We start from the raw sequence: 15,269 nt of genomic DNA, 5'->3' as shown, positions 1-15,269 counted from the left end.
AAGAATTTCCAAACATGGTCACTAAAAAGACTGAATCAGAGAGCAAAGGCAAAGGCGCCCCCAAAAAGACCACCCGCAAAAAGACCACCAAGGCCGCTGCCGAACCAAACGGCAACGGCGGCAGCCTGAACCTCACCGAACTCAAGCAAAAATCCATGCAGGATCTGACCGATCTTGCCATGTCCTTCGAGGTGGAGAACCCGAGCACCATGCGCAAGCAGGAGCTCATCTTCGCCCTGCTGCAGCAATGCGCCTCCCAGAACGGCCAGATCTTCGGCGAGGGCGTGCTGGAAATCCTGCCCGACGGCTTCGGATTCCTGCGTTCGCCCATGTACAGTTACATGGCCGGCCCCGACGACATCTACGTCTCCCCCTCGCAGATCCGCCGTTTCGGCCTGCGCAAGGGCGACGTTGTCTCGGGCCAGATCCGGCCGCCCAAGGAGGGCGAGCGCTATTTCGCCCTGCTGCGCGTGTCCGAGATCGGCTTCGAGGACCCGCAGCACTCCAAGAACCTGGTCTTGTTCGACAACCTGACTCCCCTGTACCCCGAGGAGCAGCTTCGTCTCGAAAACGGCGACAAGAACTATTCCGCCCGGATCATCGACCTGCTGGCACCCATAGGCAAGGGCCAGCGCGGCGTGATCGTCGCCCCGCCCCGAACCGGCAAGACGATCATGCTCCAGACCATCGCCAACTCCATCAACGCCAACCATCCCGAGGTGGACCTGATCGTCCTGCTCATCGACGAGCGGCCCGAGGAGGTCACGGACATGCAGCGCACGGTCAAGGCCGAGGTGGTCTCCTCCACCTTCGACGAGCCGCCGACCCGCCACGTCCAGGTGGCCGAGATGGTCATCGAAAAGGCCAAGCGGCTGGTCGAGCGCAAACGCGACGTGGTCATCCTGCTCGACTCCATCACCCGGCTCGGCCGGGCCTACAACGCCGTGACCCCGTCCTCCGGGCGCGTGCTCTCCGGCGGTATCGACGCCAACGCCCTGCAGCGGCCCAAGCGCTTCTTCGGCGCGGCCCGCAATATCGAGGAAGGCGGCTCCCTGACCATCATCTCCACCGCGCTCATCGACACCGGCTCGCGCATGGACGAGGTCATCTTCGAGGAGTTCAAGGGCACCGGCAACATGGAGCTCTACCTGGACCGCCACCTGTCCGACAAGCGCATCTACCCGGCCATCGACATCAACCGCTCCGGCACCCGCAAGGAGGAGCTGCTCCTGGAAGAGGACGTGCTCAACCGCGTCTGGATCCTGCGCAAGCTCCTCTCCCCCATGAACTCCATCGATTCCATGGAATTCCTGCGGGGCAAGATGAAGGGCACCAAGAACAACAGAGAGTTCCTGGATTCGATGAGCAAGTAGGTGGGCGGCTTCCGATAGCGGGCCGTCTGCACATTTTTTCCGGCCGGTGCAATCCTCACGTAGACGGCTACGCTGCGGTTGCCCCGGCCGAAAGAAAATGCACAGCCGCTCCACTCTCGAAAGCCTATCCCGAGGACGATTTTACGGCATAAGAAGAAAGCCGCTGTCGGGTGCTGCGCACTCGAATCGCTCCAGAATGAAAGACAAGGCCTCCGACTCTGCGATGAGTCGGAGGCCTTTTTTATGCCCGTCCGCCGCGAAACGATAAAAATATTTAGGATGGAGAGGGGGATGGGGGGGCCGGGGGCGCATCCCGTGCAGCGGATGGTCTGTGGTTGCTTTGGGCGGGCAAATGGTTACTATGGCGGCATGCGTTCACCCTTCGCCATATTTCCGGCCTTGCTGGCCGCCGTGTTGTTGGTTCTGGTCCCGGCCGCGACCGCGCGCGCCGATCTCGATCTGTTCGGCGGCAAGATGACCCTGCGCGACGAGAACAAGATGGGCCACGATTTCGACCAGATCATCCGCGCCCAACAGAACATGGTGGGCGACACCTACGTCACCGACTACGTGGCCACGGTGGTGGCCCGGGTGGTCACGGGCAAGCGGCCCATGCCGTTCCACGTCAAGAGCGCGGTCATCGCCAACCCGCTGATCAACGCCTTCGCCATCCCCGGCGGATACATCTATATTTTCACCGGACTGATCCAGTCCGTGGACACCGAGTCGCAGCTGGCCGGGGTCATCGCGCACGAGTTGGCGCACGTCTCCCAGCGGCACGTGGTCAGCCGCATTGAAAAGCAGAAGAAGATCTCCCTGCTGTCCACGGCGGGCATGCTGGCCGGGCTGCTCCTGGGTGTGGCCGGGGGCAGCGGCAACGCGGGCCAGGCGGGCCAGGCCCTGGTGCTCGGCTCCCAGGGCGCTGCCACGGCGGCCATGCTGCACTACTCCCAGGAGGACGAGCGCGAGGCGGACCATGTGGGCCTCAACTCCCTGGTCAAGGCCGGGTACAACCCCGAGGGGATGCCCGGGACCTTCGAGATCATGCTCAAGAACAAGTGGTACGACAACAGCTCGAGCATGCCGAGCTACCTGTCCACCCACCCGGGCACCGAAGAACGCATCACCTACCTCAACGACCGCATCGCGCGCATGCCCAAGGCCTTCCTGGAACGCAAGGACGACAACGCCAAACTGAGGCGGGTCCAGGTGCTCATCCGGGCGCGCATGTCCCCGGCCAACACGGCCCTGGCCTACTGGGACGACAAGAAGACAAGCGAATACACGCCCATGGACTACGTGGGACGCGGCATCACCCTGGAGCGGCTCAAGCGCATGGACGAGGCCCAGGCCGCCTTTGAAAAGGCCCTGTCCCTGGCCAAGGACGATCCCCTGGTGGTCCGTGAGGCGGGCATCTTCTATTTCAAGACCGGGCAGGCCGACCGCGCCGTGGGGCTGTTGCAGAAAGCGGCCATCATGGATCCGGACGACGCCATGGCCCTGTTCTACCTGTCCCGGCTCCAGGCCGAGGCCAAACAGTTCGCCGAGGCGGCGAAGAACATGCGCAAGGTCAACGAGCTGGTGCCCGAGGACTGGGAGGTCCACCACCACCTGGGCATGATCCTGGGCGAGTCCGGCGACGCCTTCGGGGGCAACCTGCATCTGGCCTACGCCTCGGTCTATTCCATGCGCCTGGGCAAGGCCCGGGAGTACCTGCAACGGGCCCGCGACCTGGCCCAGACCCAGGAGCAGAAGGACCGGATCAAGGAGCTCGAGGAGACCATCAAGGCCCGCGCCGAGATCGGCAAATAGCCAACCCTTGTCTACCGGGGTGTTTTGGCGTAGGTTGCTCTTTTTTTCAAACAGGAACACCCAACACAATGATCGTCGCACGGACCATACAGGACATCCAGGACGTCATCGCCGGGTCATGCGTGACCATCGGCAACTTCGACGGAGTCCACAAGGGCCACCAGAAACTCATCGCGCTGGCCTGCGAGCGCGCCAAGGCCCGGGATCTCATCAGCGTGGTCGTCACCTTCGACCCCCATCCCCTGCGCGTCCTGCGCAGTGACCGCACGCCGCCCTTCATCACCCTGACCGAACAGAAGGTCGAACTGCTCTCGCAGTACGGGCCGCAGGTCTGCCTGCTGCTCGAGTTCACCATGGACATGGCCAGGCTCTCTCCCGAGGAGTTCGTCAAGACCTACCTGGTGGACGGGCTGAACGTGAAGGAAATGATCATCGGCTACGACTACCACCTGGGCAAGGGACGGGCCGGAAACTTCGAGACCCTGTGCGAACTGGGCAGGAAGTACGGCTTTTCCGTGGACCGCCTCGACCCGGTGACCATCGACAACGCCATCGTCTCCTCCACCCGCATCCGCGACCTGGTCCAGGCGGGCCACGTCTGGGCGGTACGCCCCCTGCTCGGCCGGTTCTACCAGGTCAAGGGCGAGGTGGTGCACGGCATGAACCGGGGCGGCAAGCTGCTCGGCTTCCCCACGGCCAACCTCAAGCTGGTGGACGAGCTCTTCCCCAAGCCCGGCGTGTACGCCATCTGGGCCGAGGTGGACGGGGCGGTTCTCGAAGGCGTGGCCAACATAGGCCTGAATCCGACGTTCGGCAACGACGTGCTCTCGGTGGAGGCCCACCTGCTCGATTTCTCCGGCGACATCTACGGGGACGATATCCGGGTCCACTTCGTGCAGCGCATCCGCGACGAAAAGAAGTTCAACGGCCTGGACGAACTCAAGGCGCGCATCGCCAAGGACGTGGAGCTGGGCCGCCAGATACTCGCCCAGCCCGAAGCGGCCATCAAACTGACCCACCCGGATTTCGGCAAGGGCCCGGAGGTCCGATAAATTTCATGCCCATCACCCGCCTGATCAATTACTGGAAGGATTTCGTCAAATCATACCGCACGGTCACCTCGTTCAGGTGGCTGGTCATCGGCGTGGTCGTCGGGACCATGTCCGGACTCGTGGCCGCGGGCTTCTTCTGGCTGGTGGAGAGCGGCAAGTTCCTCATCCAGCACCAGCTGGCGGGCATCGTCTCCCCGGACCCGGCGGGCGAAGGGCTGTTCGAGGGCCCGGCCGGCGCGTACCGGCCGTGGGTCATCCCGGCCTTCACCACGGGCACGGCCCTGCTCACCGGCTGGCTGGTCAAGACCTTCATCCCCGAGACCATCAACGGCGGCACCGACGGCACGGACTCGACCATCAACGCCTTCCACAACCAGGGCGGCATCATCAAGGCCCGGGTGGCCATCATCAAAGGGCTGTGCTCGGTCCTGACCATCGCCTCGGGCGGTTCGGCCGGGCGCGAGGGCCCCATCACCCAGATGGGCGCGGGCATCGGCTCCTGGCTGGCCAAGATCCTGGACATGTCCGCCAAGGAGCGGCGCATGCTCCTGCTGGCGGGCGCGGCCGGCGGCCTGGGGGCCATCTTCCGGGCGCCGCTGGGCGGCGCGCTGACCGCCGTGGAGGTCATCTACCGCGAGGACTTCGAGTCCGAGGCCATCCTGCCCTCGGTCATGAGCTCCGTGGTCTCCTACTCCATCTTCACCTTCTTCTACGGCACGGACCCGATCTTCGGCATCCCCCGGTTTTCCTTCCACGACCCCCGCGAACTGATCTTCTACGCCCTGCTCGCCTTTGTCTGCGCGGCTGTGGGATGGCTCTACGTCAAGACCTTCTACACCATCAAGTACCACATCTTCTTCCCGCTCAAGGAAAAGATCGGCCTGGTCTGGTCCATGGGGTTGGGCGGCCTGGCCATGGGGCTGCTCGGCATCCTCTACCCGTACACCGCGCACGCGGGCCTGGTCACCGGCGGCATCCTGTCCGGCGGCTACGGCTGGCTGGAGCTGGCCATTCTCGGCCAGATTCCGGCGCTGGGCATGTGCTACATCATCATCGGCAAGACCGTGGCCACCTCGGTGACCATCGGCTCGGGCATGTCCGGCGGCATGTTCGCGCCCGCCCTGTTCGTGGGCGGCATGTCCGGCGGCCTGGTGGGCAAGCTCGGCCATCATTTCTTCCCGAACATCGTCACCGAGCCCGGCGCATACATCCTGGTCGGCATGGCCGCCTTCTTCGCGGGCGTGGCCAACGCCCCCATCGGCCCGCTGATCATGGTCACCGAGCTGACCCAGGGCTACGGCCTGCTCGCCCCGCTCATGCTCGCCTCGGCGCTGTGCATCGTGCTCGGCCGCAATTTCTCGCTCTACGAGCACCAGGTGGAGAACAAGTTCGACTCCCCGGCCCACGCCGAGGACGCGACCATCAACATCCTGGAACAGATGCACGTGGCGGACTTCTACAATCCCGGCGACGTCATCGTCCTGGAGGAAGGCACCACCCTCAAGGCCCTGACCGACATCATCGCCCACTCGGACCAGTTCTACTTCCCGGTGCGGGCCCAGGACGGCACGTATGTCGGCATGGTCTCCATCCACAACGTGCGCAACTGGATGTTCGAGGAAGAGCTGCACGACCTGGTGGTGGTCCGCGACCTCATGTCGCGTCCGGTCTACGTCCGTCCGGACTACGACCTGTACCAGGCCCTGCTGCGCTTCGTGAACACGGACTACGGCCAGATTCCGGTGGTCTCGGAGACCGACACCTCGGACATCATCGGATTGATCAACCGCGACGACGTGTTCCTGGCCTACGCCGAGGCCATCGCCCAGGTGAAGGGCGAGGGCCAGGAGGCCGCTCCGGACACGGAACCCGGGCCCGCGATCAAGGAATAGAAGCCCCTAGGCCAAGGGCAGGTCGAAGGTCACCGAGGTTCCCGGGCGGCTCAGGTTTTCGGAGGACGCGGCGGGCGACTCGATGAGCAGGGTCCCGCCGTGCTCGTCGCAGATGACCCGCTTGACCTTGGTCAGCCCCATGCCCGCACCCTGCGCCTTGGTGGTGTAGAAGGGGTCGGTCACGTACGGCAGGACCTCCCTGTCGATGCCCGGCCCCGCGTCGCTGATGCGCACGCCGTAGCGCCGGCCCGCCGATCCGGACAGCCCGGCCTCGGCCAGTTCGTCCCCGAACATGCCCACCCCGCCCCGGATGGTCAGGCTGGCGCGCTCCTCCCCGGCGAACTCCATGGCGTTGATGATGATCTCGGCCATGGCCGTGACCATGATCCGCTCGTCCACCTTGACCAGGGCGGGCTGCAGCCCGCTCTCCACCGCCAGGTCCTGCCCCGACGAATCGGCGAAGCCGCGCGCCTTGTTCAGGGCCGACTCCACCAACCCGTTGATCTGCACCTCCCTAAACGGCTCGGCGGACAGGGACACGTACTCGCTGATCACCCCGACCAGACTCTCCAGCCGCAGGCTGTCCTCGCGCACGGCCTCGGCATAGGTCGCCAGCGGGCTGTCCTCCGGGGTCTTGCGCAGCAGCAGCCCGGCGATGCCGCCGATGGACATGACCGGATTGCGGATCTGGTGGGCCATGGCGTCGGCAAAATGCTTGAGGCTCTCGACCCGCTCCTTCTGCGCCTGGACGACCTCGGCGGTCCGCTCCCGGACCCGCTCCTCCAGGGCCGTGTTCTGGCTCTGCAACTGCTCCCGGGCCCGCTTGAGGTCCAGGTGCGCGCGCACCCGGGCCTGGACCACAGGCGGGCTGATGGGCTTGGTGATGTAGTCCGAGGCCCCGATGCGCAACCCCCTGGCCTCGTCGTCCGGGGCGTCCAGGGAGGTCACGAAGATGACCGGAATGTCCCGCGTGACCGGGTCGCCCTTGATCTCCCGGCAGACCTCGTGGCCGCTCATGCCCGGCATCATCACGTCCAGCAGGACCAGGTCCGGCCTGGGGTCGCCCGCCACGCGCTCGAGCGCCGTGGCCCCGTCGGTGGCCGCCAACAGGGTGTACAGGGAGTGCAGCGCCTCGATCATGATGCTGATGTTCTCGGGCTGGTCGTCCACAAGGAGTATGGTCTCGGACTTGCTCATAGCCCACACCATAGCACGAACCTGCGGTTGCCGAAAGGTTTTCGAAGGGCATCCCCCTTGCCTTTCCGCGCACAGGCATTACCTAACAAAGCGTCATGCAGAAAACATGGAGCGCAGGCCCCGGACGGCTCTCGGTCCGCGAAGGCGACATCACCCGGCTCAACGTGGACGCCATCGTCAATGCGGCCAATTCCCGGCTGGCCGGTGGCGGCGGCGTGGACGGAGCCATCCACCACGCGGCGGGCATCGACCTGCTCCAGGCCGCCTGCCGGGAGATCATCCGGGAAATCGGCTCCCTGCCACCGGGCGAGGCGGTCCTGACCCCGGGCTTCAACCTTTCCGCATCCCATATCATCCACACCGTCGGCCCCATCTGGCGCGGCGGCGACGACAACGAGCCCGCGCTCCTGGGCAACGCCTACCGCAACAGCCTGCGGCTCGCGCACCGACACGAATTACGCACCGTGGCCTTCCCGGCCATCTCCTGCGGCGTCTACGGCTACCCGGTCGAGGACGCGGCGCGCATCGCGCTCTCCGCCCTCATGGAGGGGCTGGAACAGGGGCTGGTCACCGAGGCGGTCATGGTCCTGCACGGCGAGACGGCCTTCCGCACCTGGTCGCGCATCGCCGAAGACATCCTGTAAGGAGAATCCATGGAACTCAGAGGAACGACCATCGTAGCGGTCAAGGACGAAAACGGCACGGCCGTGGCCGGAGACGGCCAGGTGACCATGGGCCAGAGCGTGGCCATGAAACACACGGCCCGCAAGGTCCGGCGCATCTACAAGGACAAGGTCGTCATCGGCTTCGCCGGAGCCACCGCCGACGCCTTCACCCTGTCCGAGCGGTTCGAGACCAAGCTCGAGACCTATTCCGGCAACCTGCTCCGGGCCGCCGTGGAACTGGCCAAGGACTGGCGCACGGACAAGTACCTGCGCAAGCTCGAGGCCATGCTGCTGGCCGCGGACGGCGAACACATCCTGATCATCTCGGGCACCGGCGACGTCATCGAACCCGACGACGGCGTGGCCGCCATCGGTTCGGGCGGCTCCTACGCCCTGGCAGCGGCCCGCGCCCTGCAACAGAATACCGACCTCAAGGCCGAAACCATCGCCCGCAAGGCCATGGAGATCGCGGCCGACATCTGCGTCTACACCAACAACCACATCACCATCGAGACGCAGTCGAAGTAGATTGAGATGAAGATGCGAGAGGGACACTTTCGAGAAAGTTTCCCTCTCGCGCTCTCCCTTCAAAGCTTTTTGGCGCCACGCCGCCTGGAAGGGACGAGGAACTTGAACAGACGACATGGCGGCGTGGAGGGTGCGTCCCCAAACGGCGTGCCATTGAATCGAGAACACTCCCACGCCGACAGGCGTGCGATAAAAAGTTTTGAAAGGGAGTCCAGAGGGAAAACTTTTTCATAAGTTTTCCCTCTGGCCGCCGGAGGCATCCACAATGAGCAATCTGACACCGCGTGAAATCGTATCGGAACTGGACAAATACATCATCGGCCAGGAAGCGGCCAAGCGGATGGTGGCCATCGCCATGCGCAACCGTTGGCGCAGGCAGCAGCTCGATCCGGAGCTGCGCGACGAGATCGCGCCCAAGAACATCATTCTGATGGGCCCCACGGGCGTGGGCAAGACCGAGATCGCCCGTAGGCTGGCCCGGCTGGCCAACTGCCCGTTCTTCAAGGTGGAGGCCACCAAGTTCACCGAGGTGGGCTATGTGGGTCGCGACGTGGAATCCATGATCCGCGACCTGATGGAGATCGGCGTGAACATGGTCCGCAAGGAGGAGACCGAAAAGGTCCGCATCAAGGCGGAGAAGAACGCCGAGGAGCGCCTGCTGGATCTGCTTCTGCCGGGCAAGAAGCCGCAGAACAACGGCCCCATGGGCTTTTTCCAGGGCGGCCAGAACGGCGACGTGGAGAAGATCGAGCCCCCCAAGGAGGACGGCACCCGCGAGAAGTTCCGCCAGATGTTCCGTTCCGGCCAGCTGGACGAGCGCGAGGTGGAGATGCAGGTCACGGTCCAGAGCGGGGCCTCCGTGGAGATCATGGCCATCCCCGGCATGGAGGAGATGGGCTCCAACCTGCAAAACGCCTTTTCCAACATGTTCCCGGGCAAGCGCAAGGCCCGCAAGATGAAGATCAAGGACGCCTACCAGGCGCTCATCGACGAAGAGGCGGACAAGCTCATCGACCCGGACGCGGTCAATGAGCTCGCCAGGGAGCGCGTGGAGCAGCAGGGCATCCTGTTCGTGGACGAGATGGACAAAATCGCATCGCGCCACGACCAGGCCGGGGGCGGTGCCGACGTGTCCCGCGAGGGCGTGCAGCGCGACCTGCTGCCCATCGTGGAGGGCAGCGTGGTCAACACCAAGTACGGCATGGTCAAGACCGACCACATCCTGTTCATAGCGGCGGGCGCGTTCCATTTCGCCAAGCCGTCGGACCTCATTCCGGAGCTGCAGGGCCGTTTCCCCCTGCGCGAGGAACTGGCCTCTCTGCACAAGGAGGAGTTCTACCGCATCCTGACCGAGCCCAAGAATGCCCTGACCGTGCAGTACAAGGCGTTGCTCGAGACCGAGGGCGTGGCCATCGACTACACCAAGGAGGCGCTGGAGGAGATTTCGGCCACGGCCGAGAAGATCAACGAGGAGACCGAGAACATCGGCGCGCGCAGGCTCTACACCATCATGGAGAAGATCCTGGCCAACCTGTCGTTCGAGGCCCCGGACAAGTCCGGCAACAAGGTCGTCATCGATCGCGACTACGTCCTGGCCCAACTCGACGAGGTCATCGAGAACCGCGACCTGTCCCGCTATATCCTCTAGGAGGCCGGGCGAATGCGACTCATCCCGATCCTCGGCGTCCCGCTGGACCACAACTCTTCCTACCTGCGCGGCTCGGCCAGGGGACCCTTCTCCCTGGTCGGGGCCCTGCACTGCGACTCGGCCAACCTGTGGACCGAGACCGGCTTCGACCTGGGGCCGGTCCTCGACCACCGGGGCGCGCTCGAACTGGGCGAACCGGAAGCGGCGTTCCAGGTGATTGAGGAGGCCGCGGCCCAGGTCGGCAACGACCGTCCCATATTCCTTGGCGGCGACCACTCCGTGACCTACCCGCTGGTCCGGGGACTGAAGCGGACCGTGGGCGATTTCGCCATCCTGCACTTCGACGCCCATCCGGACTGCTACCACGAGTTCGAAGGCAACCCGCACTCCCACGCCTGCCCGTTCGCCCGGATCATGGAGGAAGGATTGTGCACCCGGCTGGTCTCGGTGGGCATCCGCACGGCCCACGGCCACCAGCGGAAGCAGCGGGAGAAGTTCGGCATCCAGTGGCTGGAGATGAAGGACCGGGCGCACTGGCCCGTCCTCTCCTTTGACGTGCCGGTCTACGTCAGCGTGGACCTGGACGCCCTGGACCCGGCATTCGCGCCGGGCGTTTCCCACCACGAACCGGGCGGCATGAGCACGCGCGAGCTGCTGGACGTCCTCCACGCGGTGGACGCGCCGATCATCGGGGCGGACATCGTGGAGCTCAATCCGGACCGGGACCTGAACGGGGTCACGGCCATGGTCGGGGCGAAGATCCTGCGCGAGATCGCCGGGATGATGATCTCGGCCTGAATCCGGCCCCGGACGGCCCGGTCGAAGCCTCTTGCCAGATTCCTCTCATCTGCTATGGTCGGGTAACCGGCAAACTTTTTTCACCCCCAGGAGGACTCCCGCCCATGGCCGACAGCGGACGCCGTGAAACGACCGCCCGCATCCCTCCAGGTGGGCTGCGCTGGCTGATCTTCGGCCGCCGCAGCCGGGGCGGGCACAGCTACCCCCTGCTCGGCATCCTGGCCCTGGCCGTGATCTGCGCCGTGGCCCTGCCCCTGACCAACGCCCTGGTCATCTATCCCGCCTACACCAAGATAATGATCGACACCTTCGAGGAGGCGGCCCAGCGGCTGGCCGTGCTGACCATCCCGCCGTCCATCAAGCACACCCGCCTGAGCCCGGCGGTCCTGGACACGCCCCGGTTCCTGGCCGACGTCTACCGGCTGGAAAGCGACTTCGGCCTGCTCAAGGTCCGGGTGTTCGCGCCGGACGGAAGGATCCTCTACTCCACGGCCACGGGCGAGATCGACGAGGTCGAGTCCGGGAAGATATTCACGGGCACGGTCTCCAAGGGCAGACGATACGCCCGTCTGGGAGAGCTGCGAAGCGAGGCCGCGACCGTGGAAACGGTGGAGACCTTCGTGCCGCTCATGCGCGGTCCGGATTTCCTGGGGGCCTTCGAACTGGTCTTCGACGTGACCGGGCCCAAACAGGAGCTGGAGCGGTTCAACCTCTACGCCACGGCGGGCTCGTTCGCCATCAGCTTCGCCCTGCTCGGCGTGGTCCTGCTCCTGTTGCGCCAGGAGGCGGCCAAGGAGCATTCACGGCTGCAGGCCGAAAAGCTGCGCGAGGACGTGGAGCAGATCACCCGCCACGACATCAAGACCCCGCTGCTGGGCGTGCTGAACGGCATCACCTACCTGGAGAACTACACCACCCTGGACCGGGATCAAAAGGACATGCTCGACGACATGCGCCACACGGCGAACACCGGCATGGACCTGATCAGCCGCTCCCTGGACCTCTACAAGATGGAGACCGGGACCTATGTATACACCCCGGCGGAGGTGGACATTCTGAACGTCTGCCGGAGGGTGGCCGACGACCTGGCCGAACTGGCCCTCACCAGGGAAGTGACCCTGGAGGCCCTGTTCGGGGACGGGCCGATCGCGCGCGAGGACACCCTGCTCCTGTCCACCGAGGAAAACCTGTTCTACGCGGTCCTGGCCAACCTGGTCAAAAACGCGCTCGAGGCCTCCGGGACCGGCGACACGGTGACCGTGCGCATGAAGGCGGACGGCGATTTCACCGTGGCCGTGCACAACCCCGCCCCGGTGCCCGAGTCCGTGCGCGCCAACTTCTTCGACAAGTACGCTACGTCCGGGAAACGTTCCGGCACGGGGCTCGGCACCTATTCGGCCCGGCTCATGGTCGAGGTCATGGGCGGCCGCATAGACATGGATTCGTCCGAGGAGAGCGGCACCACCGTGACCGTGACCCTGCCACGCTGAACGCAACCGGGAAAAGGGAGGAAGACCTTGCCGTTCGTCAACATCCGCATCACCAACGAGGGCGCGACCACGGAACAGAAGCAGCGGCTCATACAGGGCGTGACCGACCTTCTGGCCGACGTGCTGGGCAAGAATCCCAAGACCACTTTCGTGATCATCGACGAGGTGGACACCGACAACTGGGGCATCGGCGGCGAGTCCGTGACCGAACTCAGGAAGAAGTGACTCCGGGCTAGACCCGCAGGGTCATGCGCACGTCCGCGACCAGGGCCCGCTCGTTGTTGACCAGGATCGGATTGAACTCGGCCTCGAGCACCTCGGGCAGGTCCTGGGCCAGCCGGGACATGACCACGATGATCCGCTCCAGCGCCGCGAAGTTCACGGGCTTTTCGCCCCTGAGCCCCTTGAGCAGCATGTAGGACTTGATCTCGCGCACGATCTCGAAGGCGTCCTGCTTGGACAGGGGCGCGAGCTTGAAGGAGATGTCCTTCATGATCTCCACGTACACCCCGCCCAGGCCGAACATGAGCATGGGCCCGAACTGCTCGTCCCGCTTGAACCCGATGATCACCTCGCGCACTCCCGGAGGGGCCATCTCCTGGACCAGGCAGCCCGCGATGTAGGCGTCCCGGCGCATGCGCTGGGCCCGGGCCGTGATCTCCTTGAAGGTCTCCATGACCTCGCGCGCATTGACCAGGTTGACCGCGACCCCGCCCACGTCGGTCTTGTGCGAGATGTTCGGCGAGGCGATCTTGAGGACCACGGGATAGCCGATCTCCTCGGCCGCGGCCACGGCCTCGTCCGAGGTGCGGGCCAGCCTGGTCCTGGGGGTGGGCAGACCGTAGGCCCGCAGAACCTGCTGGGCCTCGAACTCGACCACCTCGGCCTGTCGGCGGCGCAGGTGGTCGTCGATGACCTTGCGCACCGCTTCCATGTCCCGCGTAACTTCCGCGTATTCCGGCTCCGGGCGGTGCTTCCACAGATAGTACTGGTACATGGTCTCGATGGAATGGACCGCCGGCTCCGGGAAGGCGTAGCAGGGCACGCCCGCCTCCATGAGCATCTTCCGCGCCCCGGCCACCTTGGTCTTGCCCATGAAGCAGGCGAAGACCGGCTTGGCCCATCTGCGGGCCGTGCGGACGACCGCTTCGGCGGCCTTCTCGATGTCCACCGAGGCCGTGGGCGTGAGCAGGACCAGGATGGAGTGGACCATGGGGTCCTCGCCGATCACGTCGAGTGTCTGGCGGTAGCGTTTGGCGTCGGCGTCGGCCACGATGTCCACCGGGTTGTAGAAGGCGGCGTAGCTGGGGAGAAATTCCTGGAGCTTCTCGATGGTCCGGGGGGAGAGCTCGGCCATGGACAGCCTTGAGCGGTCCGCCGCGTCGGCGGCCAGGATGCCCGGCCCGCCCGCGTTGGTGACCACGGCCAGATTCGGGCCCTTGGGCAGGGGCTGGCTGGAAAAGGCCTGGGCCAGATTGAACAGGGTGGCCACGTCGCCCACCCGGATGACCCCGGACTGATGGAAGGCGGCGTTGTAGCTCTGGTCCGACCCGGCGATGGCCCCGGTGTGCGAGCTGGCCGCCTTGGCCCCGGCCGCCGTGGTGCCCGACTTGATCATGATCACCGGCTTGTTCAGGCTGGCCCGCCGGGCCTCCTTCAAAAACGCCTCGCCGTGCTCCACGTTCTCGATGTAGCCGAGAATGACCTTGGTGGCCTCGTCCCGGTTGAGGTATTCGAGCATGTCCGCCTCGTCCAGGACCGCCTTGTTGCCCAGGGAAACGAACTTGGAAAACCCGATGTTCGCGCCCAGCGCCCAGTCCAGGATGGCCACGCACAGGGCCCCGGACTGGGAAAAGAAGGCGATGGAGCCGAGCCCGGGCTGGCCCGCGGCGAACGAGGCGTTGACCCCGGCCGCGCCGTTCATCATGCCCAGGCAGTTGGGCCCGAGCAGGCTGATGCCGTATTCCCCGCATACCTCCTTGAGATCTTCCTCGAGATCGTAGCCTTCCTTGCCCGCCTCCTTGAATCCGGCGGTGATGACGATGGCCGACTTGGCCCCGATCTTACCGAGTTCGCGTACGGCCTCGACCACGAATTTGGGCGGCACCGCGATGACGGCCAGGTCCAGGCCGCGCGGCAGATCATTGATGTCCGTGGTCACGGGCAGCCCCTCGATCACCCCGCCCTTGGGGTTCACGGGCAGAAGCTTGCCGGTGTATCCGGCCGAGAGCATGTTGGTCACGACGGTGTGCCCCACCTTGCCGGGGGTGGAGGACGCCCCGATGACGGCCACGGCGTCGGGGTGGAAGAAGGCGTGCAGGTTGTCCTTGAGGGTCAAAGGCTGGGCTCCTGGTCGAGGTGGTCGATGACGATGGGGCACCCTAACCCGAAAGCGGCCACAAGAAAAGACGTGATCAGCGCGTCAGCCAGGCCACGGCGTCCTCTTCGCGGTCGAACACCCGGTAGCTCAGGGAACGGTTGTGGTAGATGGTCTCACAGGCCCGGTACAGCTCGACGAAGCCTGGGTTGCACAGGCAGGCGGACCGTCCGCCCAGGGACTGGACGTTCTTCTCCTCCAGCCGGTTGGCCACCTCGATGATGTCGTGGGCCTCCAGGCGCAGCTCCAGGCCGCGTTCGTCCATGAGAAACCGGGTGACGTTGGAGTCCAGCGCCTTGTGGATCATGGTCCGGATCTTGCGCAGCAGTTGCTCCGGAGTGTCGATTACCCCGGTGACGACGCCGACGATGTAACCGGCGCGGGTTTCGAACGACAGGTCGAACGCCATGTTGCTCCGTCCGCAGGCCGGGGCCGCC

The 15,269-nt window shown here is 65.1% G+C and carries 13 protein-coding genes; 10 read left to right on the top strand and 3 right to left on the bottom strand.

Annotated features, from left to right (window positions below; all coding sequences use genetic code 11):
• Positions 1 to 125: 125 nt before the first annotated feature.
• The 4 genes from rho to BerOc1_RS14250 all read left to right on the top strand — a co-directional run bounded on the left by rho (position 126) and on the right by BerOc1_RS14250 (position 6,129).
• Complete coding sequence (gene rho / locus BerOc1_RS14265) at positions 126 to 1,373, top strand: transcription termination factor Rho (RefSeq protein WP_084641697.1); 1,248 nt, start codon at positions 126 to 128, stop codon at positions 1,371 to 1,373.
• A 369-nt stretch (positions 1,374 to 1,742) separates the two neighbouring features.
• Positions 1,743 to 3,185 carry a beta-barrel assembly-enhancing protease gene (locus tag BerOc1_RS14260; RefSeq protein ID WP_071546330.1) on the top strand — a complete coding sequence of 481 codons (1,443 nt, stop codon included), beginning with the start codon at positions 1,743 to 1,745 and terminating at the stop codon, positions 3,183 to 3,185.
• A 68-nt stretch (positions 3,186 to 3,253) separates the two neighbouring features.
• Complete coding sequence (locus tag BerOc1_RS14255) at positions 3,254 to 4,237, top strand: bifunctional riboflavin kinase/FAD synthetase (protein ID WP_071546329.1); 984 nt, start codon at positions 3,254 to 3,256, stop codon at positions 4,235 to 4,237.
• Positions 4,238 to 4,242: 5 nt separating this feature from the next.
• Entirely contained in the window at positions 4,243 to 6,129 is a 1,887-nt protein-coding gene (locus tag BerOc1_RS14250) for a chloride channel protein (RefSeq protein ID WP_071546328.1), read from the top strand.
• Between the two features lie 6 nt (positions 6,130 to 6,135).
• Here the strand turns inward: BerOc1_RS14250 and BerOc1_RS14245 are convergent, their stop codons facing one another.
• Complete coding sequence (locus tag BerOc1_RS14245; protein ID WP_071546327.1) at positions 6,136 to 7,326, bottom strand: response regulator; 1,191 nt, start codon at positions 7,324 to 7,326, stop codon at positions 6,136 to 6,138.
• A 95-nt stretch (positions 7,327 to 7,421) separates the two neighbouring features.
• Between BerOc1_RS14245 and BerOc1_RS14240 the strand changes: the two genes are divergently transcribed.
• The 6 genes from BerOc1_RS14240 (at position 7,422) to BerOc1_RS14215 (ending at position 12,680) form a co-directional block, all read left to right on the top strand.
• Positions 7,422 to 7,970 carry an O-acetyl-ADP-ribose deacetylase gene (locus tag BerOc1_RS14240; protein WP_071546326.1) on the top strand — a complete coding sequence of 183 codons (549 nt, stop codon included), beginning with the start codon at positions 7,422 to 7,424 and terminating at the stop codon, positions 7,968 to 7,970.
• 9 nt (positions 7,971 to 7,979) lie between these two features.
• Positions 7,980 to 8,519 carry an ATP-dependent protease subunit HslV gene (hslV, locus tag BerOc1_RS14235; RefSeq protein ID WP_071546325.1) on the top strand — a complete coding sequence of 180 codons (540 nt, stop codon included), beginning with the start codon at positions 7,980 to 7,982 and terminating at the stop codon, positions 8,517 to 8,519.
• Between the two features lie 265 nt (positions 8,520 to 8,784).
• Positions 8,785 to 10,167: an ATP-dependent protease ATPase subunit HslU gene (gene hslU, locus BerOc1_RS14230; RefSeq protein ID WP_071546324.1), complete on the top strand. Its 1,383-nt coding sequence runs from the start codon at positions 8,785 to 8,787 to the stop codon at positions 10,165 to 10,167.
• Positions 10,168 to 10,179: 12 nt separating this feature from the next.
• Positions 10,180 to 10,965: an agmatinase gene (gene speB / locus BerOc1_RS14225; protein WP_071546323.1), complete on the top strand. Its 786-nt coding sequence runs from the start codon at positions 10,180 to 10,182 to the stop codon at positions 10,963 to 10,965.
• Between the two features lie 104 nt (positions 10,966 to 11,069).
• Positions 11,070 to 12,455 carry a sensor histidine kinase gene (locus tag BerOc1_RS14220; RefSeq protein WP_071546322.1) on the top strand — a complete coding sequence of 462 codons (1,386 nt, stop codon included), beginning with the start codon at positions 11,070 to 11,072 and terminating at the stop codon, positions 12,453 to 12,455.
• Between the two features lie 27 nt (positions 12,456 to 12,482).
• Entirely contained in the window at positions 12,483 to 12,680 is a 198-nt protein-coding gene (locus BerOc1_RS14215; RefSeq protein WP_071546321.1) for a 2-hydroxymuconate tautomerase family protein, read from the top strand.
• A 7-nt stretch (positions 12,681 to 12,687) separates the two neighbouring features.
• Here the strand turns inward: BerOc1_RS14215 and BerOc1_RS14210 are convergent, their stop codons facing one another.
• A complete protein-coding gene (locus BerOc1_RS14210) occupies positions 12,688 to 14,793 on the bottom strand; it encodes an acetate--CoA ligase family protein (protein WP_071546320.1) in 2,106 nt (701 codons plus the stop codon).
• A gap of 76 nt (positions 14,794 to 14,869) precedes the next feature.
• The gene (locus tag BerOc1_RS14205) at positions 14,870 to 15,241 is read right to left on the bottom strand and encodes a hypothetical protein (RefSeq protein ID WP_071546319.1); all 372 of its coding nucleotides are present in this window, start codon (positions 15,239 to 15,241) and stop codon (positions 14,870 to 14,872) included.
• Positions 15,242 to 15,269 lie beyond the last annotated feature (28 nt).

It is taken from the genome of Pseudodesulfovibrio hydrargyri, from assembly GCF_001874525.1.
In the GTDB taxonomy this organism is placed as follows: domain Bacteria; phylum Desulfobacterota; class Desulfovibrionia; order Desulfovibrionales; family Desulfovibrionaceae; genus Pseudodesulfovibrio; species Pseudodesulfovibrio hydrargyri.
Note: the sequence above shows the minus strand (reverse complement) of the source record. Positions and strands in the feature narration are given on the sequence as shown.

Coding starts and splice junctions, on each gene's coding strand:
- BerOc1_RS14255 (WP_071546329.1), top strand. CDS start 3,254: ATGATCGTCGCACGGACCATACAGGACATCCAGGACGTCATCGCCGGG.
- BerOc1_RS14220 (WP_071546322.1), top strand. CDS start 11,070: ATGGCCGACAGCGGACGCCGTGAAACGACCGCCCGCATCCCTCCAGGT.
- hslV (WP_071546325.1), top strand. CDS start 7,980: ATGGAACTCAGAGGAACGACCATCGTAGCGGTCAAGGACGAAAACGGC.
- hslU (WP_071546324.1), top strand. CDS start 8,785: ATGAGCAATCTGACACCGCGTGAAATCGTATCGGAACTGGACAAATAC.
- BerOc1_RS14250 (WP_071546328.1), top strand. CDS start 4,243: ATGCCCATCACCCGCCTGATCAATTACTGGAAGGATTTCGTCAAATCA.
- BerOc1_RS14240 (WP_071546326.1), top strand. CDS start 7,422: ATGCAGAAAACATGGAGCGCAGGCCCCGGACGGCTCTCGGTCCGCGAA.
- BerOc1_RS14205 (WP_071546319.1), bottom strand. CDS start 15,241: ATGGCGTTCGACCTGTCGTTCGAAACCCGCGCCGGTTACATCGTCGGC.
- BerOc1_RS14260 (WP_071546330.1), top strand. CDS start 1,743: ATGCGTTCACCCTTCGCCATATTTCCGGCCTTGCTGGCCGCCGTGTTG.
- speB (WP_071546323.1), top strand. CDS start 10,180: ATGCGACTCATCCCGATCCTCGGCGTCCCGCTGGACCACAACTCTTCC.
- BerOc1_RS14245 (WP_071546327.1), bottom strand. CDS start 7,326: ATGAGCAAGTCCGAGACCATACTCCTTGTGGACGACCAGCCCGAGAAC.